Annotated in this window: 16 protein-coding genes; 6 read left to right on the plus strand and 10 right to left on the minus strand. The window is 72.2% G+C overall.

Going from position 1 to position 19,653, the window contains the following annotated elements:
- Positions 1-15 precede the first annotated feature (15 nt).
- Complete coding sequence (glmS, locus tag ACFQRJ_RS14580) at positions 16-1,884, minus strand: glutamine--fructose-6-phosphate transaminase (isomerizing) (protein WP_377019929.1); 1,869 nt, start codon at positions 1,882-1,884, stop codon at positions 16-18.
- Between the two features lie 210 nt (positions 1,885-2,094).
- Here glmS and coaA point away from each other — a divergent pair, with 210 nt between their 5' ends.
- Entirely contained in the window at positions 2,095-3,051 is a 957-nt protein-coding gene (gene coaA, locus ACFQRJ_RS14585) for a type I pantothenate kinase (protein ID WP_377019930.1), read from the plus strand.
- 310 nt (positions 3,052-3,361) lie between these two features.
- Here the strand turns inward: coaA and glmM are convergent, their stop codons facing one another.
- Positions 3,362-4,708, minus strand: a complete 1,347-nt coding sequence (gene glmM / locus ACFQRJ_RS14590) for a phosphoglucosamine mutase (RefSeq protein WP_377019931.1) — start codon at positions 4,706-4,708, stop codon at positions 3,362-3,364.
- 191 nt (positions 4,709-4,899) lie between these two features.
- Here glmM and ACFQRJ_RS14595 point away from each other — a divergent pair, with 191 nt between their 5' ends.
- A complete protein-coding gene (locus ACFQRJ_RS14595) occupies positions 4,900-8,259 on the plus strand; it encodes an SNF2-related protein (RefSeq protein WP_377019932.1) in 3,360 nt (1,119 codons plus the stop codon).
- Between the two features lie 25 nt (positions 8,260-8,284).
- Here ACFQRJ_RS14595 and cynS read toward each other — a convergent pair whose 3' ends face one another.
- From cynS to truA, 5 genes are all read right to left on the minus strand, one after another.
- Positions 8,285-8,794, minus strand: a complete 510-nt coding sequence (gene cynS, locus ACFQRJ_RS14600) for a cyanase (protein ID WP_377019933.1) — start codon at positions 8,792-8,794, stop codon at positions 8,285-8,287.
- 393 nt (positions 8,795-9,187) lie between these two features.
- Positions 9,188-10,453, minus strand: a complete 1,266-nt coding sequence (locus ACFQRJ_RS14605; protein WP_377019934.1) for a CoA transferase — start codon at positions 10,451-10,453, stop codon at positions 9,188-9,190.
- A gap of 151 nt (positions 10,454-10,604) precedes the next feature.
- A complete protein-coding gene (rpsI, locus tag ACFQRJ_RS14610) occupies positions 10,605-11,114 on the minus strand; it encodes a 30S ribosomal protein S9 (RefSeq protein WP_377019936.1) in 510 nt (169 codons plus the stop codon).
- Positions 11,115-11,165: 51 nt separating this feature from the next.
- Complete coding sequence (rplM, locus tag ACFQRJ_RS14615; RefSeq protein WP_377019937.1) at positions 11,166-11,609, minus strand: 50S ribosomal protein L13; 444 nt, start codon at positions 11,607-11,609, stop codon at positions 11,166-11,168.
- A gap of 257 nt (positions 11,610-11,866) precedes the next feature.
- Positions 11,867-12,844, minus strand: a complete 978-nt coding sequence (gene truA / locus ACFQRJ_RS14620) for a tRNA pseudouridine(38-40) synthase TruA (protein ID WP_377019938.1) — start codon at positions 12,842-12,844, stop codon at positions 11,867-11,869.
- A gap of 130 nt (positions 12,845-12,974) precedes the next feature.
- Here truA and purD point away from each other — a divergent pair, with 130 nt between their 5' ends.
- Positions 12,975-14,258 carry a phosphoribosylamine--glycine ligase gene (gene purD / locus ACFQRJ_RS14625; protein ID WP_377019939.1) on the plus strand — a complete coding sequence of 428 codons (1,284 nt, stop codon included), beginning with the start codon at positions 12,975-12,977 and terminating at the stop codon, positions 14,256-14,258.
- Positions 14,255-15,172, plus strand: coding sequence for a phosphoribosylaminoimidazolesuccinocarboxamide synthase (locus ACFQRJ_RS14630; RefSeq protein ID WP_377019941.1), 918 nt, complete (start codon positions 14,255-14,257; stop codon positions 15,170-15,172). The genes purD and ACFQRJ_RS14630 overlap by 4 nt, the downstream gene beginning before the upstream one ends.
- A 3-nt stretch (positions 15,173-15,175) precedes the next feature.
- Here the strand turns inward: ACFQRJ_RS14630 and ACFQRJ_RS14635 are convergent, their stop codons facing one another.
- From ACFQRJ_RS14635 to ACFQRJ_RS14645, 3 genes are all read right to left on the minus strand, one after another.
- A complete protein-coding gene (locus ACFQRJ_RS14635) occupies positions 15,176-15,829 on the minus strand; it encodes a protein-L-isoaspartate O-methyltransferase (RefSeq protein ID WP_377019942.1) in 654 nt (217 codons plus the stop codon).
- Between the two features lie 39 nt (positions 15,830-15,868).
- Positions 15,869-16,594: an MBL fold metallo-hydrolase gene (locus tag ACFQRJ_RS14640; RefSeq protein ID WP_377019943.1), complete on the minus strand. Its 726-nt coding sequence runs from the start codon at positions 16,592-16,594 to the stop codon at positions 15,869-15,871.
- 148 nt (positions 16,595-16,742) lie between these two features.
- Complete coding sequence (locus ACFQRJ_RS14645) at positions 16,743-18,422, minus strand: RecQ family ATP-dependent DNA helicase (protein ID WP_377019945.1); 1,680 nt, start codon at positions 18,420-18,422, stop codon at positions 16,743-16,745.
- Positions 18,423-18,646: 224 nt separating this feature from the next.
- On the opposite strand from ACFQRJ_RS14645, the gene purS reads away from it, so the two are divergent.
- Positions 18,647-18,922 (plus strand): phosphoribosylformylglycinamidine synthase subunit PurS, encoded by a 276-nt coding sequence (gene purS / locus ACFQRJ_RS14650; RefSeq protein ID WP_377019946.1) that lies wholly within the window; start codon positions 18,647-18,649, stop codon positions 18,920-18,922.
- Positions 18,922-19,647 (plus strand): phosphoribosylformylglycinamidine synthase subunit PurQ, encoded by a 726-nt coding sequence (gene purQ, locus ACFQRJ_RS14655; protein WP_377019947.1) that lies wholly within the window; start codon positions 18,922-18,924, stop codon positions 19,645-19,647. Before purS ends, purQ begins: the two co-directional genes overlap by 1 nt.
- The last annotated feature ends 6 nt before the right edge of the window (positions 19,648-19,653 follow it).

The following is a 19,653-nucleotide window of genomic DNA, read 5'->3' on the forward strand; positions in this document are numbered from 1 at the left end:
GCCCTGCCGGGCCCGTCACTCGACGGTGACGGACTTGGCGAGGTTGCGCGGCTGGTCGACGTCCAGGCCCTTCGCGGTGGCCAGCTCGCAGGCGAAGATCTGCAGCGGGATGACCGTCAGCAGCGCGGCGAACAGGGTGCGGGTGGCGGGCACCCGGATCACCTCGTCGGCGTAGGGCACCACGTCGTCGTCGCCCTCCTCCGCGATCACCAGGGTGCGGGCGCCGCGGGCGCGGACCTCCTGGATGTTGGAGACGACCTTGGAGTGCAGCGAGTGGCGGCCGTTCGGGGAGGGCACGATGACGAACACCGGCTGGCCCTCCTCGACCAGGGCGATCGGGCCGTGCTTGAGCTCGCCGGCGGCGAAGCCCTCGGCGTGGATGTAGGCCAGCTCCTTGAGCTTGAGGGCGCCCTCCATCGCGGTGGGGTAGCCGACGTGGCGACCCAGGAACAGCACGCTCCTGGCGTCCTTCATGTCCTCGGCGAGCCGCTCGATCTGGCCGGCGTCGTCCAGCACCGTCTGGATGTGCTCGGGGAGCTTCTCGAGATCGGCCATGAGGGCGCTGATCTCGTCGGGGTAGAAGTTGCCGCGCACCTGGGCGAGGAACAGACCCAGCAGGTAGCAGGCGGCGATCTGGCCCAGGTACGCCTTCGTAGAGGCCACCGCGATCTCGGGCCCGACGTGGAGGTACAGGGCGGCGTCGGATTCGCGCGGGATGGTGGAGCCGCGGGTGTTGCAGATGGCGACGACCTTCGCGCCCTGCTCGCGGGCGTGGCGCACCGCCATCAGCGTGTCCATGGTCTCGCCGGACTGCGAGATCGCCACCACCAGGGTCTTCTCGGTGACGACGGGATCGCGGTAGCGGAACTCGTGGGCCAACTCGACCTCGGTGGGGATGCGGCACCAGTGCTCGATGGCGTACTTGGCGACCTCGCCGGCGTTGGCGGCGGTGCCGCACGCGATCACGACGATCTTGTCGACGCTGCGCAGCACGGACGGGTCGATGTCCATCTCGTCCAGGTGCAGTGAGCCGTTCTCCATGCGGCCCAGCAGGGTGTCGGCCACGGCGGCGGCCTGCTCGTGGATCTCCTTGGCCATGAAGGAGGGGTAGCCGCCCTTCTGCGCGGCGGCGGCGTCCCATTCGATGGTGTAGCGCTTGGCGTCGGTGACCTCGTGGCCGTCGAAGTCGATGATGGAGACGGCGTCGGCGGTGACGGTGACGACCTGGTCCTGGCCGACCTCGAGGGCCTCCTTGGTGGAGTCGACGAAGGCGGCGACGTCGGAGCCGAGGAAGTTCTCGCCGTCGCCGAGGCCGACGACCAGCGGGGAGTTGCGGCGGGCGGCGACGACGGTGTCCGGGGCGTCGCGGTGGACGGCCAGCAGGGTGAAGGCGCCCTCGAGGGAGGCGGCCGTGCGGCGCATCGCCTCGGTGAGGTCACCGGTGGTCTCCATCTCGCGGGCCACCAGGTGCGCGGCGGCCTCCGTGTCGGTCTCGGAGGTGAAGGTGTATCCCTGTCCCTCGAGCTCGGAGCGCAGCGCGGCGAAGTTCTCGATGATGCCGTTGTGGACCAGGGCGAGCTCGCCGTCGCGGCCGCCGACGTGGGGGTGAGCGTTGCCGTCGGTGGGGGCACCGTGGGTTGCCCAGCGGGTATGGGCGATGGCGACGCGCCCGGAGGTCTCGGTGCCCTCACCGAGCGCCTCACGGAGGTTGGCGAGCTTGCCGGCGCGCTTGGTGACGTCGACGGCGCCGTCATCGATCACGGCGATGCCGGCGGAGTCGTAGCCGCGGTACTCGAGGCGGGCGAGGCCCTGGAGGGCGACGTCCACGGGACGGGAGGAGGGTGCTGAGGCCTTCGGGCCTGCGTATCCGACGATTCCACACATGCCGCTCACGCTAGCGACCCGCACGGCGCTCAGCTGCCACAGCGCGGTTTCCCGGCGAGTCGTTCCTCACCTCGCGGGGCCCGCGTGCACGGCACTGGCCGAACCTGCGCAGGAGTGATCACGTTCGCGCACCTGCCCTCTGGGGCCTCACAGGTCTCACCCGGGGCGGCGGTGCACGGATTGCTTCTGGAGTGCGGAACAATCATCCCTATGAAGGCCGCTTCAGCGACGAGCACCGTCACCCCGTTCGAGGAGATCCCGCGGGACGACTGGGCGCGTCTGTCGCAGCAGACACCCCTGCCCCTGTCCGAGGATGACGTCATCCGTCTGCGCGGTCTGGGCGACCGGATCGACCTGCAGGAGGTCGATGCCGTGTACCGGCCGATCTCCCGGCTGCTGAACCTCCAGGTCTCCGCGGCCGAGACGCTGCGCCGTGCCCGGGAGGACTTCCTCGCCCAGCGCCAGCACCGCACGCCGTACGTGATCGGGATCGCCGGCTCGGTGGCGGTGGGCAAGTCCACCACGGCCCGCGTGCTGCGCGAGCTGATGGCGCGCTGGCCGGAGACGCCGCGGGTGCAGCTGGTCACCACCGACGGGTTCCTGCTGCCCAACGCCGAGCTCGAGGCCCGCGGGATCATGCATCGCAAGGGGTTCCCCGAGAGCTACGACCGGCGCAGCCTGCTGCGGTTCGTCTCGGACGTGAAGTCCGGCCAGGATCGGGTCGAGGCCCCCGTCTACTCCCACCTGACCTACGACATCATCGAGGACGAGCGGGCGGTGGTCGAGCACCCCGATGTGCTGATCCTCGAGGGCCTGAACGTGCTGCAGCCCGCGCGGCCGCGCCCCGACGGGCGGCTGGGGATGGCCGTCTCGGACTTCTTCGACTTCTCCGTGTACGTCGACGCCCGGCCCGAGGACGTCCAGCGCTGGTACGTGGAGCGGTTCCTGCAGCTGCGCCGGACGGCGTTCTCCGATCCGCGCTCCTACTTCCGCCGCTACGCGGATCTCTCCGACGACGAGGCCGAGCAGACCGCCCTGCGCATCTGGCGCACCATCAACGGGCCGAACCTCACCGAGAACGTGCTGCCCACCCGCGGCCGCGCCGACCTGGTGCTGCGCAAGGACGGGATGCACCGCGTGCACTCGGTGCTGCTGCGCAAGGTGTGAGCGCGGACGTCCGTCGCCGCCCACTGCCGGCCCCGCTGCGCACGTCCCCGGCGGCCCGCTGCGCGTGTCCCCGGCGGCCGCGCGGCACGGAGAAGCTGTTCGGGCTCGTGGAGCTACTGTCCCCGAACGGGACGTGTTTCGAGGGTGCCCCGCATATCGCAGGGCACCCTCGAATGAACTACCGCCGATGGTCACGACGGCGCGGTCGCAGCGCCCCAGGCCCCGCCGAGGCGCGATTCCCCGGCAGAGCCCGACGCGGTCGCAGCGCCCCAGGCCCGGTCACAGCCCGACGCCGCCTGCCCGCTCCCCGTCAGAGCCCGACGCGGTCGCGGACCAGGGCGGCCAGGCGCTCGGCGACGTCGGTGGCCTGCTCGTCGGTCGGTGCCTCGACCATGACGCGCACGACGGGCTCGGTGCCGGAGGGGCGCAGGAGCACGCGGCCCGTCTCACCCAGCTCGTTCTCCGCGGCGGCCACGGCGTCGAGCACGCCGCGGTCGATGGTGGCGCGGGCCTTGTCGACGTTCTTGACGTTGATCAGCGCCTGCGGGAGGCGCGTCATGACGTCGGCCAGTTCGCGGGCGGTGCGGCCGGTGCTGGCCATGCGCTGGATCAGGTGCAGGGCGGTCAGCTCGCCGTCGCCGGTGGTGGCGTGGTCGGCGAGGATGACGTGGCCGGACTGCTCACCGCCGATGGAGTAGCTGCCGAGGTTCATCTCCTCGAGCACGTACCGATCTCCCACCGCGGTCTGGCCCAGCATGATGCCGTGCTCGCGCATGGCGAGCTTGAGGCCGAGGTTGCTCATCACCGTGACCACGAGCGTGTCGTCGTGCAGCCGACCCTTCTCCTTCAGGTCGAGCGCGAGGATGCCCATGATCTGGTCGCCGTCGATGACCTCGCCGTCGGCGTCGACCGCCAGGCAGCGGTCGGCATCGCCGTCGAAGGCCACGCCGATGTCGGCGCCCTTCTCCCGGACGGCCTCCTGCAGCCGACCGAGATGGGTGGAGCCGACGCCGTCGTTGATGAGACCGCCGTCGCTGCGGTCACCGATGACGTGGACGGTCGCGCCGGCGCGACGGAGCATCTCCGGGCCGGATTCGCAGGCAGCACCGTTCGCACAGTCGGCGACGACGGTGATGCCCTCCAGTGACTGATCGAGGGTCGAGACCAGGTGATCGACGTAGGTCTCGACCGCGCCCTCGTAGCGGGTGATCGTGCCGACGCCCGTGCCCTGGGGCCGCTCCCACTCCTCGCCGAGGCGGGCCTCGATGGCGTCCTCCACCTCGTCCGGCAGCTTGGTGCCGCCTCGGGCGAAGAACTTGATGCCGTTGTCCGGCGCGGGGTTGTGGGAGGCGGAGATCATCACGCCGAGGTCCGCCTCGGTGGACTGGACCAGGTGGGCCAGGCCCGGCGTGGGGAGCACCTCGGCGTCCAGCACGTCGACGCCGGCCGAGGCGAGCCCGGCGCACACGGCGGCCGAGAGGAAGTCCCCCGAGGGCCGCGTGTCGCGGGCGACGATGGCGCGCGGCTTGGTGCCGCCGAAGGCGCCGAGGGTGCCCAGGACATGGGCCGCCCCCACGGAGAGCTCGACCGCCAGTTCGGCGGTGATGTCCCCGTTCGCGCGTCCGCGCACTCCGTCGGTTCCGAACAGTCGTGCCATGTGCTGGCCCTTTCAGGGGTCGGGGGGCGCCGAAGATGAGCAACCACGGCTGAGGTCCGGGGAAACTGTAACGCTCCGGCGGTGGGCGGCCGCGGTGCACACGGCATCGGTGGCTCCCCGGGTGACGAATTGGAGGTGAACTATGCCCCGGCGACGGGACGAGGGGCCTGCGCTCTCGTTAACCTGAGAGGATGCCGGTCGTCGATCTCCCCCCACGGATCCTGCCCGCTGCGATCTCCCAGTTCGTCGGGGACCGCTCCGCGGGTCGTGGCCTCGCCTATGCGCGCGGCGGCCGCGTCCAGGAGCTGGGATGGGACGACGAGGCCCGTTCCGTCCGGGCAGAGGTGCGCGGCGCGGCCAGCACCCCGTACCGCGTGACCGTGCAGCTGGAGGAGTACGACCAGACCGCGGTCACCCGCCGGTTCCTGCCCGAGGAGCCGGGCGGCGTCTGGCGGCCGGTGCGCTCGAGCTGCACGTGCCCCGTCGGCTCCGACTGCAAGCATGCCGCGGCCGCGATGTATGAGCTGAACACCATGGCTGACCGGACCAAGTCCGAGCGGGAGGTCTCCGAGTGGCGCAGCGTGCTGAGGCCGCTGCTGCAGGAGGAGCAGCGCAGCGAGGGCCCGCAGCCGCTCGCGCTGCGGTTCGATCTGGAGGCTTCGCCGCTGGAGTCGGGCCGGCCCCGCTATGCGCACGAGCCCGCCACCGCGGAGCACGTCCATGCCGGATCCGAGCTGCGCCTGGGCATCCGCCCGCTGGTGCGCGGCAAGCAGGGGCGCTGGATCAAGGGCGGTGTCTCCTGGCGCACCTTCGAGTACCGCGTGCCCGGCCACGACTACGTCCCCGCGCACGCCGAGGCCCTGACCCGCATCTTCTCCGCGGCCACGGCCGAGCGCTCCTACACCTCGGGGGCGGTCGAGCACCTGTGGCTGAGTTCGATCGGCTCGCCGCTGCTGTGGCAGTCGCTCTCCTACGCCGCCGACGTCGGCGTGCAGTTCCTGACCAGCGGCATCCTCGAGAGCGTCGAGATCGCGCCGACGGCCGAGGTGGAGCTGGACCTCTCCGCGCCCGCAGCCGAGTCCGAACTCGCCGTGCGCCCCCGAATCCTCATCGGCGGCGACCCGGCCCCGTCTGCGCAGCTGCTGGGCACCGGTGGGGTGATCGATCTGGCCTCCACGATCCCGGCCGACGGGGACGGCGACGACGCCGGCCGGCGCGGCGAACGCTTCCACGCCCGCATCGCCCCTGTGGACAGCCCGGTCCCGATCGCCCTGCAACGACTGTTCCAACGCCCCGAGCCGCTGCGCATCCCCGCCGCCGAGCGCGAGGAGTTCCTGGGCTCGGCCTACCCCCGGCTGCGGGAGATCACCACCGTCACCAGTACCGACGGCAGCGTGGAGATGCCCGCGATCGAGCCGGCGACGCTGCAGGTCACCGCCGCCTACGCCGACGGCGACCGGCTCACCCTGACCTGGTCCTGGCGGTACCACGATCCCGAACGCACCGTCCCCATGGACCCGGCGATCGGCCCGCGCCGCGATCACGAGCACGAGGAGGCGGTCCTCGCCCGCGCTCAGCAGCTGTGGCCGACGGCCGGCTCCCGGACGCCGGAGCGGCTCAGCGGCGTCGACACCGCCGAGTTCTCCACCCACGTGCTCGATGCCCTCGACGAGCTCGAGCACGTCAGCGCGAAGGTCACCGGCACCCGGCACGCCTACCGGGAACTGGACGAGGCCCCGCACGTGCGCGTCACCCAGCACGAGTCCCGCGGGAAGAACGACTGGTTCGACCTCGGCTTCGAGATCACCATCGAGGGCAAGCAGATCGCCTTCGCCTCCCTGTTCACGGCCCTGGCCCAGGGGAAGTCGCGGCTGCTGATGCCCGATCGCACGTACTTCTCCCTGGAGAACCCAGCCTTCGATGCGCTGCGCGAGCTGATCGCCGAGGGCGAGGCGCTGGCCGAGTGGGATCCCGACCAGCAGTCGATCTCGAAGTACCAGGTCGACATCTGGAACGAGCTCGAGGAGATCGCCGACGAGGCCGTGTCCTCCGACGCCTGGCAGCGCAGCGTCGGTGCCCTGCAGGCGGGCGTCGATCTCACGCCGCCGCAGCCGCCGCGCGGGCTGACCGCCGATCTGCGCCCGTACCAGCGCGACGGCTTCGCCTGGCTCGCCTTCCTGTACGAGCATTCCCTGGGCGGAGTGCTGGCCGACGATATGGGCCTGGGCAAGACCGTCCAGACCCTCGCGCTGATCGCCCATGCGCACGAGCGTGCCGGGACCGGCTCGGACGCCGCCTCCTCCGCGCTGCCACCGTTCCTGGTGGTCGCGCCGGCGTCCGTGGTGGGCGTGTGGCGCTCCGAGGCGGAGCGGTTCACCCCGGGCCTGGATCTGCGGGTCGTCGACCGCACCCGTCGGGCTCGCGGCACCGACCTCGCCGAGGTGGCCGCCGGCGCCGACGTGCTGGTCACCAGCTACACGGTGCTGCGGATCGATGCCGAGGAGTTCGCCGAGCAGGAGTTCGCGGGCATGGTGCTGGACGAGGCGCAGTTCGTGAAGAACCGCCGTGCCCGCACGCACCAGGCGGCGCGCGGCGTGCACGCCCCGTTCCGCCTGGCCATCACGGGTACGCCGATGGAGAACTCGCTCGATGACCTGTGGTCGATCATGTCGCTGGCCGCGCCGGGACTGTTCGGCGCCGCCACCGCGTTCCGTCAGCGCTATACGACGCCGATCGAGAGCGGTGAGCATCCGGAGCGGATGGAGGTGCTGCGTGCCCGGCTGCGACCGTTCATGCTGCGCCGCACCAAGGATCTGGTCGCCAAGGAGCTCCCGCCCAAGCAGGAGCAGGTGTGGAAGGTCGAGCTCGCCGAGGATCACCGGGCGCTGTACGACTCCCTGCTCCAGCGCGAGCGCAAGAAGGTGCTGGGGCTGATCGAGGACGATCTGGACCGCAACCGCTTCATCGTGTTCCGCTCGCTCACGCTGCTGCGGATGATGGCGCTGGATCCGGGCATCGTCGATGCGCAGGAGCATCGGGACGTGCACAGCTCGAAGCTCGCCGCGCTGTTCGACCAGCTCGAGGAGGTCCTCGGCGAGGGGCACAAGGTGCTGCTGTTCAGCCAGTTCACCTCCTACCTGCACCGGGTCGCCGAGCAGCTGGACCAGCGCGGCGTGGACTACGCCTACCTCGACGGCTCCACCCGCAATCGTGAGGCGGCGGTCCGCGGCTTCCGCGAGGGGAACGCTCCGGTGTTCCTGATCTCCCTCAAGGCCGGCGGCTTCGGACTCACCCTGACCGAGGCGGACTACGTCTTCCTGCTGGATCCGTGGTGGAACCCCGCCGCGGAGAACCAGGCCGTCGACCGCGCCCACCGCATCGGCCAGGAGCGCCACCTGATGGTCTATCGGATGGTCGCCGAGGACACCATCGAGGAGAAGGTGCTCGCGCTGCAGCAGAAGAAGGCGGACCTGTTCGACGCCCTGACCGACTCCGGGTCGGCGTTCCGCGAGGGCATCACGGCCGATGACATCCGCGAGCTGCTCTCGTAGATCGCGCCGAGGCGGGCAGACCGGATCAGGCCTCGGTGCTGACCCAGTCGTAGGGCAGGAACTTCCCATCGATCCTGAGCACCACACGATCACCGCCGGGGTGCTTCCCGCGCTCGAGATCGATGCTGCAGTTGATGGCGCTCATGATCCCGTCGCCGAATTCCTCGTGGATGAGCGCCTTCAGCGCCGGCCCGTAGACCTGGATCAGCTCCTGGAAGCGGTAGATCGTGGGGTCGCTGAGGATCTCGGGGTCGACGGTCCGATACGGCTGGCGCGTCAGGGCTGCCACCAGGTCCGGCTCCAGTCCCAGCGCCTCGCCGAGGATCTCCGCCTCGGCGGCGGGGACGGGCTGGGCGCCGAGCACGGCCGAGGCCAGCCAGACGCGCGGCCGCCCGGTGCGCTCGGCGAGGTCCGTCCAGGTCACCCCGAGCTCACGTCGTTTCTCGTCGATCAGCTCGCCGGCCACGCGCTTGCTCACGAGTCCGCGCCCGCTCCCCTGCCCCGTTCCGCCGCCGGTCTCCGTCTGATCACTCATCACCGCAATGTCCTCTCGTCCTGAGGGAGCGTCTCCCGCTCCCGCCGCCCACGTCGCCGACTCCGTCGCACCCGCACCTGGGCGGGACGCGCAGGCGATCGACGATCCGCGCACGGACGCTCCGCGCACGAGTCCGATCCTGCGCGAACCGTCCGGCCACCGCTCCGGGAGACGGCCGCGGCGGACACCGGGGTCACGGTCCGGTAACCCGACGCCGTGGGAATGACTCGTCATCGCCGCCGCCTGCACAGTGGGCGGTGGACGTCAGGGGCGGGCTCAGGGCCGGGGAGGGCGCGCGCCGGGGCGCAGAGTGCACGGAGGGAGACCGAGGGGTCCGAATATGTCGCGAGGGCCGGAACGGCCTCGCCATATGTCGCGAGGGCCGGAACGGCCTCACCCGCTCCGGTCGCTCCACTCCGCTCTCGCGGCACCGTACCGGCCGACGGGACGCTCGAGGGTGGCACCGTCGATCCGCAGCGGCGGCGGGACGGCGTCGAGGACGCCCTCGGCCGACGGGACCCTCACCCGCGGCACGTCGAGCGCGGCCGGCTCCCGGGGCGGCGGCGGGGTCGCGGCGAGCAGCGTGCGGGCGGCGCCGAGCAGGCTCACGCGCACCGTGTGGGCGCGTGCCCGGGCGAGCGCCTCGAGCACGTGGGCGGCCATGAGGTGCCCGCTGCTGTGGTCCAGGGCCTGGACAGGAAGCGCCCCGGGCCGGTCCGGCGAGCCGCAGGCGGCCGCGATCCCGGTGGCCGCCTGGACGATGGAGTCGAACCCGGCTCGCGAGCCCCAGGGACCGGCCTCGCCCCAGGCGGAGAGGGTGACGATGACGGCCTGTGGGGCGAGCTGCTCGAGGGCTTCGTCGCCGAGTCCGAATCGGTCGAGAGCGCCGGGGCGGTACCCGCTGAGGATCACGTCCGCCGACGAGGCCAGGGCGCGCACCCGATCCGCCTCGCGACGGAGATCGATCTCGACGGACCGCTTGCCCATCCCGGTGGAGAGGTACTGGTCGAGGATCTCCGGACGCTGCGGCGGGTCCACGCGGAGCACGTCGGCCCCGAGGCAGGCCAGGAGCTGCGAGCAGGTGGGGCCGGCGATCACGCGGGTCAGATCGAGGACCCGGATCCCGCGGAGCAGTTCCCGCGGGGCGGCGGTGCGGGACAGCACGGGCCGGTCCCCGCGGTCGTGCCTCTCGGACCACGGCGCCGAGGCCGTGGCCAGACTGTGCGGATGCCGCGCCCAGTCCGCCCGGGACCGCACGGCGACCGAGATCCCCCCGGCCGCGCAGACAGCCTCCTCCAGTTCCTCCGCGCCGAGTCGACGCGCCGTGCGGTCGAGCTGGGCGCGATCCGAGACGGAGAGCGCTGAGCGGATGGCAGCCGCGTGATGCGGGTAGTTCCCGTGCAGCCGCACCCAGCCGTCACGGGCGGCGACAAGTCCGGACAGCTCTGCCCAGGCCTCGGGTGCACGGCCGTCGACGCGCAGATTCTCGAAGGACGCGAACGACGCGGCGACCAGTGCGGGCGTGGTGTCGACAGTGACATCCAGGCCGCGGGTGATGGCGACCTCCTGCGCCGCGTCCCGTACCCGGGCGACGGCCGTCCAGGCGAGATGCTCGACGTCGAAGGGGCCGCTCCACCATCGCCGTGGCACGAACTCCATGCCGTGAGGATAGTCCGTGGCCCCGACGCCTGTGGTCCGACGGCGGGCTCTCGTCGGGGGCGAACGCAACGATGCCCCTCGACCACATGGGTCGAGGGGCATCGTGTGCGCGGATCCGGCGGCGAGGTCGCGAATCAGCAGCGCGGGATGATCAGCGCTTGGAGTACTGCGGCGCCTTGCGGGCCTTCTTCAGTCCGGCCTTCTTGCGCTCGATGATGCGAGCATCGCGCTTGAGGAAGCCGGCCTTCTTCAGGGTCGGGCGGTTGTGCTCGGCGTCGATCTCGTTCAGCGCACGGGCCACGCCGAGGCGCACGGCCCCGGCCTGACCGGAGGGGCCGCCGCCGGTGAGGCGGACGACGACGTCGAAGCGGCCCTGGAGGTCGAGGACCGTGAACGGGTCGTTGACCTCCTGCTGGTGCAGCTTGTTCGGGAAGTAGTTCTCCAGGCTGCGGCCGTTGATGGTCCACTGGCCGGAGCCGGGGATCAGACGGACGCGGGCGACGGCCTGCTTGCGGCGACCGGTGCCGTAGCCCGGGGCGGTGGCGGACTGGCCGCTGCCGACCGGGGCTTCGCCGGTGGATTCGGTGGTGAAGGACGACGGGACGTTCTCGTCCGTCTCCTCGGTCACGGCCTCGAGGGACTCGGGGGTGGTCTCAGTCACGGTTCTCCTTGGTTCTTCCGTGCGGCAGGGCGGAGTGGCGGGAGCCCCCGCTTACTGCGCCACCTGGTCGATGGTGAAGGGGACGGGCTGCTGAGCGCTGTGAGGATGCTCCGAACCCGAGTAGATCTTGAGCTTCTTGAGCTGCTGCTCGGCGAGCTTGTTCTTGGGGAGCATGCCGCGCACGGCCTTCTCCACCGCCCGCTCAGGGCGGTTCTCGAGCAGCTCGGAGTAGGGGATGCCGCGGAGACCGCCGGGGTAGCCGGAGTGGCGGTAGGCCAGCTTCGCCTCCCGCTTGTTGCCGGTCAGCGCGACCTTGTCAGCGTTGATGATGATCACGAAGTCGCCCGCATCCATGTGGGGTGCGAAGACCGGCTTGTGCTTTCCCCGGAGGAGCTGTGCAGCCTGGGAAGCGAGCCGGCCGAGGACGACATCCGTTGCGTCGATGACGTACCAGGAACGCTCGACATCGTCGGGCTTCGGGGTGAACGTACGCACTCGTGCCTTCTTCTCTCGTCATGGTGCCCAGGCGGCGGGACGCCGTCCAGGCACGGTTCGATGGACCGTGGGCACGCTTCCTTCGGGTAAAAGCATGGCCCTGTCGCTGCGCCCGTCCCGCTCCGCTCACGAGGCGACGGCGGTCCTGGATGTGTGTGAGATGCCCTTATCGCGCCGGGCGTGAGATATCGGCTGCGGAGTCGGGCACACATCGAGGCACAACGACCGCCAACAATACTGCGAACCAGCTGGCAGCGTCAACGCACAGAGGGCTGGTCCGGGGTGTGATCTCCGGCTCCGTCACGCATCCGGGCTGCGCCGGCGGAAGTGCCCCGGCGGGCGCGCGCGAGAGCCGCTCGAGCCGCCAGTTCCTCATCGGGCGGGTACGCGACGTGGTCGAGGGTCAGGCCCTGCGGCGGGCACATCGGCGCCGACCCGGCGCCGTCCCGTCGGGCGGCCTCCCGGGTGCGCGCGGAGAGCACCCGCGAGGGCCACTCCGCGTCCCGTCGGCCCTCCCCCACGCCGATCAGCGCACCGACCAGCGAGCGCACCATGTGGTGGCAGAAGGCGTCGGCGACGACGGTCGCCACGACCAGGCCCTCGTCGGCCCGGCCGATGTCGGGACGCTCCCAGTGGAACTCCCGCAGGGTGCGGATGGTGGTGGCGCCCTCCCGGGGACGGCAGAAGGAGAGGAAGTCGTGCTCGCCCAGCAGCGGCCGGCTCGCCTCGGTCATGGCGTCGATGTCGAGCCGGCGGCGGTGGCGCAGCACGTCGCGACGCAGCGGGTCGTGGACGGCGGGACCGTCGGAGATGCGGTAGCGATAGCGGCGCCACAGCGCGCCGAACCGGGCATCGAAGTCGGAGGGGACCTCGCGGGCGACGTGGACGACGACGTCGGGCGGCAGCACCCCGGCCAGCCGTGTCACGAGAGAGTCTGCGGGGCTGCGATCGGAGCGGCCGGGCATGGTCGCCAGGACCGTGTCGGGCACGTCGAGATGGCAGACCTGGCCGCGGGCGTGCACGCCCGCGTCGGTGCGGCCGGCGACGGTGACCCGCAGCTCGCGGCGAGCGATCTGGGCCAGAGCCGCCTCGAGCTCGCCCTGGACGGTGCGACGGCCGGGCTGGGCGGCCCAGCCGTGGAAATCGGTGCCGTCGTAGGAGAGGTCCAGCCGCAGCCGGGTGGTCGGTTCCTCCGGCGTCGCGGCGCGGGTCGGTTCCGGGATCGCGGCGGGCATGGAGCCGATCGTAACGGCGCGATGCCCGAGGGCGGGCACCGGAGCCCCGGGAGGGCGGCGGGTCTCACCCAGCCATGTCGCAGTGCGGGCACGGGCCCGGGCGCAGGCCCCGCTGGGTACCCTGACCCGCGTGAAGATCCTCGTCATCGGCTCCGGAGGCCGCGAGCACGCGATCATCCGTCGCCTCGCCGCCGACCGCCCCGCCCCCGAGCTGCACGCCGCCCCCGGCAACCCCGGGATCGGCCGGCTCGCCACCTGCCACGACGTCGCCGTCGGCGATCTCGAGGCCCAGGTGGAGCTGGCCCGCACCCTGGACCCGGACCTGGTGGTGATCGGCCCCGAGGCCCCGCTGGTCGCCGGTGCCGCCGATCAGCTGCGCGAGGCCGGCTTCACGGTCTTCGGCCCGTCGGCCGCGGCCGCCCGCCTGGAGGGCTCGAAGTCCTGGGCGAAGGAGATCATGGCCGCCGCGGGCGTGCCCACCGCCGCCTCCGTGACGGTCACCGCGATCGACCAGCTCGAGGCCGGCTTCGACCGGACCAACCCGCTCGGCGACCTGCCCTACGTGGTCAAGGCCGACGGGCTCGCCGCAGGCAAGGGCGTCGTGGTCACCCGTGATCGCTCGGAGGCGACGGCACACGGCCGGAGCGTTCTCGACGCCGGCGGCACCGTGGTCCTCGAGGAGTACCTCGAGGGCCCCGAGGTCTCCCTGTTCTGCCTCAGCGACGGCACCGACGTGGTGGCGCTGGCTCCCGCCCAGGACTTCAAGCGGGCCCTGGACGGCGACGAGGGACCGAACACGGGCGGCATGGGCGCCTACTCCCCGCTCCCGTGGGCTCCCGAGGGACTTGCCGACGAGGTCGTGCGCACCGTCGCCCGCCCCACCATCGACGAGCTCGCCTCCCGCGGGATCCCGTTCGTCGGCGTGCTCTACTGCGGCCTCGCGCTCACCCCGCTGGGCGTGCGCGTGGTCGAGTTCAACGCCCGTTTCGGGGACCCCGAGACCCAGGTGGTCCTCGAACGTCTCGCCTCTCCCCTGGCCCCGCTGCTGCTGTCCGCCGCACGCGGCGAGCTGGCCGGCGCGGACCCGCTGCAGTGGCGCGAGGACGCAGCGGTCACCGTGGTGGTCGCCTCCGCCGGGTACCCCGCGGCGGCGCGCACCGGTGACGTGATCAGCGGGATCGAGGACGCCGAACGAGCGGGGGCCCACGTGATCCACGCCGGCACCGCCCTCGGCGAGGACGGCCGCCTGGTCAGCGCCGGCGGGCGCGTGCTGACCGTCGTCGGCACCGGCGCGGACCTCACCGCGGCCCGCGAGGTCGCGCTCGCGGGCGCCGAGGCGATCGAGCTCGAGGGCGCGTACCACCGCACCGACATCGCCCGCGACGCGGCCGAGGCGCAGGGACCCGCCGCGTGAGCGCCGCCTCGTCCGCCCCGCTGCTCGAGGCTCCGCCGCTGGAGGGCTGGGACCACGCCTTCAGCGGCAAGGTCCGCGAGCTGTACGTGCCCGCGGGCACCGATCCGGCGCGCGCCACCGAAGTGCTGGTGGTCGCCACCGACCGGATCAGTGCCTACGACCACTCGCTGCAGCCCGGCATCCCCGACAAGGGTCGCCTGCTCACCGGGATCAGCATGTTCTGGTTCGAGCAGCTGGCCGACCTCGTCCCCCACCATGTGCTCTCCGCGGCGGAGGTCCCCGAGCCCGTGGCCGGGCGGGCGCTGCGGTGCCGCGGCCTGGACATGGTGCCGCTGGAGTGCGTGGCCCGTGGCTACCTCACCGGCTCCGGGCTGGCGGACTACCGGGCCGGCGGATCCGTCGGCGGGCACGTGCTGCCGACCGGCCTGGTCGAGGCCTCGCGACTGGATCCGGCGATCTTCACCCCCTCGACGAAGGCCGAGGCCGGGGAGCACGACGAGAACATCACCGTCGCCCAGGCGCGCGACCTGCTGGGGGCCGAGCTCGTCGATCAGCTGGAGACGCTGACCCTGGCGATCTACGAGCGGGCCCGCGACATCGCCGGCGAGCGCGGCATCCTGCTGGCCGATACCAAGCTCGAGTTCGGCCGCTCCCGCCACGACGGCACCCTCATGCTCGGCGATGAGGTCCTCACGCCCGACTCCAGCCGCTTCTGGGCGGCCGCCGACTACGCCGAAGGCCGCCCGCAGCCGAGCCTGGACAAGCAGTTCGTGCGGGACTGGCTCACCTCGCCCGCCTCCGGCTGGCATCGCGGCACCAGCACGCCGCCCCCGGAGCTGCCCGCCCAGGTCGTCGAGCAGACCCGGGCACGCTACGTGGAGGCCTACGAGAGACTCACCGGCCGGACGTTCTGAGGGTCAGTCCTCGACCAGCGGGACGAACCGGAAGCCGCCGTGCTCGGTGTCCAGCACGTCCTCGCCGCGCTTCTCGAGGCGATGCATCGTCGTTCGCACCGGGATCACCATCACGCCGTGATCGGCCAGCTGCTCGAGCAGGGCCGGTGGGACCTCCTGCGCCTCGGCGGAGACCAGGATGCGATCGAACCGACCGTCCTCCGGTGCGCCGAGCACGCCGGGGCGGGCCGGGCGGATCTCCGCCTCGCCCTCCGGGGCCGCCTCGGCGAGGGCGCGCCGGGCCGGTTCGATGAGACCCTCCTGGCGCTCGACCCCGATCACGCGCCCCTCGCCGCCGACCAGGTGCGCGAGCAGCGCCGTGGTCCAGCCCGACCCGGCACCGAGGTCGAGCACGCGGTGACCGGGACGCACATCGAGCAGCCGGAGCATGGCCGCCACCGTGTAGGGCTGGGAGTTCGTCTGGCCGTGGCCGATCGGCAGCGGCGCGTCCTGACCGGCGAACCCGCGCAGCTCCTCGGGGAGGAAGGGGACGCGCGGCACGGCCTCGAACGCCTCGTCCACGCGATCCCGTCGACCGCCGGTATCTGCTCGGCCCAGGCCCTCCATGCCGTCCATCGCCTCCGCGCCGTCCGTGCCGGTGTCGTCGTCGGGTGTCATGACGTTCCCTCCTGATGGATACGGATCACGCGAGCGCCCTCAGCTCGCGGGAACCTCGACCACACCGTCCTCGGGCCAGTCGCGCACCTCGGTGCCCTCGGGCGCGAGATTCGAGGACTGGCGCAGGTAGATGGGCCGGCCGACGTCGCTGGCCACGGCGTCGTGGACGGGCAGCGCGAGCCGTGGGCGCACGGCGCGCAGGAAATCGATGGTCTCGGCCATCTTCGACCACGGCGCGACGACCGCGAAGGCCAGCGCGTCGATGCCGTGGAACTCCTGGACGGGCTCCAGGGAGTCGCCGGTGATGCCCAGACGCGGCTCGCCGTCGGCGGTGAGCACGAGACCGGTGTTGCCCACCCGCGGGATGTCGGGGTGGATGATCGCGTGATCGCCGCCGACGGCCTGGACGCGCAGCGAGGCGTGGTCACCGACGGGCCCGAACTCGTGCGCGGTACCGGCGCTCAGCGCCAGCACCTTCTCCGCCTCGACCGCCGGGGCGCCCTCGGCGGGTTCGGCGAGCTGCTTCGCGGTCGCGGGCTCGGCGATCACGATCGCCTCGGAGGCGTGGGAGAGGACCTCCGCGAGCAGTCGGCGGTCGACATGATCGGGGTGCTGGTGGGTGATGGCGACCGCGTCGATCCTCGACAGCAGGTCGGCCTCCAGCCCCCGGACGGCCTCACCGCTGAAGCCGCCCGGATCGACCAGCACCGTGCGTCCCGCGACGTCGATGAGCAGGCACGAGTGGACGAGGTGACGGATCTTCATCGCTGCCTCCCGGCATCAGGGTCCTCGGACCCCTCGAATCTAACGCCGCACGCGGGCCGTGCACAGGGGCCGGGCGAGATCGCGGCGCTCCCGTCGGGCCGACGGCGGACCCGTTCGACCGGGCCCGGGGCATCGGCCGCGCGCTCCCTCAGCCGCGCGCTCCCTCCTCGGAGCGGTCCAGGAGGCCCTCGTCCTCCCGGATGGCGGCGAGGGCGATGTCGCGGTAGCCGACCTCCTCGAAGAACACGGTCAGACGGTCCGGTTCCGCGGCCATCACCGTGCCCCTGCCGAACTCCCGATGGACCACGGCGGTCTCGGCCGGGAAATCGTCCGGCCGCTGCGCCTGTTCCTCCTGAAGCTCCTCGGCACCCGTGCTCTCGCAGACGTCGCACGCGCCGCAGTACGCCTCGGCGTCCTCCCCGAAGTAGGTCAGCAGCGCGCGGCGCCGGCAGGAGGTGGTTTCGGCGTAGGCGCGGATACGTTCGATTCGGGAGTCGTCGATCGCCTCGCGGGTCTCCGTCTGGTCCGAGGCGGCCCGCTCGGCCTCATCCGCGCTGATCCCGCTGCGGGCGCGGAGCCCGTCCCGGCGCACGGTGATGGTGCCGCTGTGCTCGAGCAGGTTCGTGACGCGCTTCTGGGCGCGTGCGGACAGGCCGGTGTGCTCGCGCAGCGCGGCGGGCCGGATCGGACCGTGCTCCGCGATCGCGGCGAAGACGGTGCGCACGTCCTCGGAGGCGGGGGCGCCGCCGGCGAAGTAGCGCTGCATCCCGAGGTCCTCGGGGCGGTAGTGCAGGTGGATGGTGGCGGGCTCGCCGTCGCGCCCGGCGCGACCGATCTCCTGGTAGTAGCTGTCCAGCGAGCCGGGGACCTGGGCATGGACCACGTATCGGACGTCGGGCTTGTCGATGCCCATCCCGAAGGCTGACGTCGCCACCACCACGTCGAGCTCTCCGGCGAGAAACTGCTCGTGGATCGCGTCACGGTCCCGGGCGCGGCGGCCGGCGTGATACGCCGCGGTGGTCAGACCACGCTCGGCGAGCTCGGCGGCGCAGGTCTCGGTGTCCCGGCGGGTGCCGGTGTACACCAGGCCGGTCCCCGGCAGCGAGGCGACCTGCTCGAGCACCGCCTGGTGCTGCTCGTCGGGGTCGCTGTGATGGGTCGCGGCGAGGTGCAGGTTGGGGCGGTCGAAGCTCTGGACCACCTCGACCGGATCGTCCATGCCGAGCCGGTCGATGATGTCGGCCCGCGTATCCGGGGACGCGGTCGCAGTCAGCGCGACCACGGCCGGATGGCCGAGGCGGCGGATCGTCTCCCCGAGGGCGAGGTAGTCGGGCCGGAAGTCATGGCCCCACGCCGAGACGCAGTGCGCCTCGTCCACGGCGATCAGGGAGACCTCGGCGCCGGCCAGGCGCTCGATCGTGTCCTCCCGGGCGAGCTGCTCCGGGGCGAGGAAGAGGAAGGTGGCCGTGCCGTCGGCCAGCGCGTCCCACGCTGCTCGGACCCTTGAGACCGGCAGCGAGGAGTTCACGGCGACCGCTCGGCCCGGACCGAGCTCGGCCTCGAGGCCCTCGACCTGGTCGGCCTGCAGGGCGACCAGCGGCGAGATGACCAGGGCAGTGCCCTGCCGCATCACGGCCGGCACCTGGTAGATCGCCGACTTCCCGTGCCCGCTCGGCATCACGGCCAGCACGTCCCGGCCCTCGGCCACGGCCGTCATCGCCTCGTCCTGGCCCTCGCGCAGCTCCTGCAGGCCGAACACGTCCCGGGCCGTGCTCCGCACCGACGTCTCGGACTCCTGCATCGTCTCCCCCGTCGTCATTGTGGCCATCTCGCCCTCTCCGCTCCGCGCCACCGCGGCCATTGTTCACCTCTCCGCGCATCGGGCACCGGACGCTCGGTAGGCCCCACCCGGCTACGATGGAGACGATGGGGCCGGATGCCAGCTGCCTGCCGGCATCGCCGCCCCGTCCCGGTGCATGCACTGCGGACGGGAAGGCCCCGGTCCCCCGCTCCGCCCGCCGTACGGCGGCCGCCGTCCCCAGGAGAATGCCGATGCCACGCGTCGTGGTCCATGTCATGCCGAAGCCGGAGATCCTCGACCCGCAGGGCAAGGCCGTCGCCGCCGCCCTGCCGCGGCTGGGCTTCACGTCCATCAGCTCGGTGCGCCAGGGCAAGCGGTTCGAGCTCGAGGTCGACGGCGAGGTCACCGATGAGGTGCTCGCCTCCCTCCGCGAGGCGGCCACCACCTTGCTGTCCAATCCCGTGATCGAGGACGTCGTCGCCCTCGAGGTCGAGGACGACCGGACCGCCGCGGAGGCTCAGGCCTGATGCGCGTCGGCGTGGTGACCTTCCCGGGCACGCTGGATGATCGCGATGCCCTGCGGGCCGTGCGCCTGGCCGGCGGCGAGCCCGTCGCGCTCTGGCACGGCGAGGACTCCCTGCACGAGGTCGACGCCGTCGTGCTGCCCGGGGGCTTCTCCTACGGCGACTATCTGCGCGCCGGGGCGATCAGCCGGTTCTCCCCCGTCATGGAACGTGTCGTGGACGCGGCGCGCGGCGGCATGCCCGTCCTGGGCATCTGCAACGGCTTCCAGGTCCTGTGCGAGGCCCACCTGCTGCCCGGTGCCATGATCAAGAACGCCCACCGCACCTTCCTGTGCCGTGACCAGCCGCTCCGCGTCGAGAACACGCGCACCGCCTGGACTGGCGCGTTCGAGCAGGGCGAGGTGATCCGGATCCCGCTGAAGAACCAGGACGGCCAGTACGTCGCCGACGAGCGCACCCTGGACGAGCTCGAGGCGGAGGGGCGCGTCGTCTTCCGCTACACCGCCGGCGCCACCCACGGCCCGGCCGGTTTCGAGGCCAACCCCAACGGCTCCCGCCACGACATCGCCGGCATCACCAATGCCGCGGGCAACGTCGTGGGCCTGATGCCGCACCCCGAGCACGCCGTCGAGGCCGGCTTCGGGCCCGACGAGCCCGGAGCGGGCACCCGCACCGGCACCGACGGGCTGGGCCTGTTCACCTCGGTGCTGGGCAGCCTCGTCGCCTGAGACCGG

The sequence above is a fragment of the Brachybacterium sp. GCM10030252 genome (assembly GCF_042666535.1).
GTDB lineage: Bacteria > Actinomycetota > Actinomycetes > Actinomycetales > Dermabacteraceae > Brachybacterium.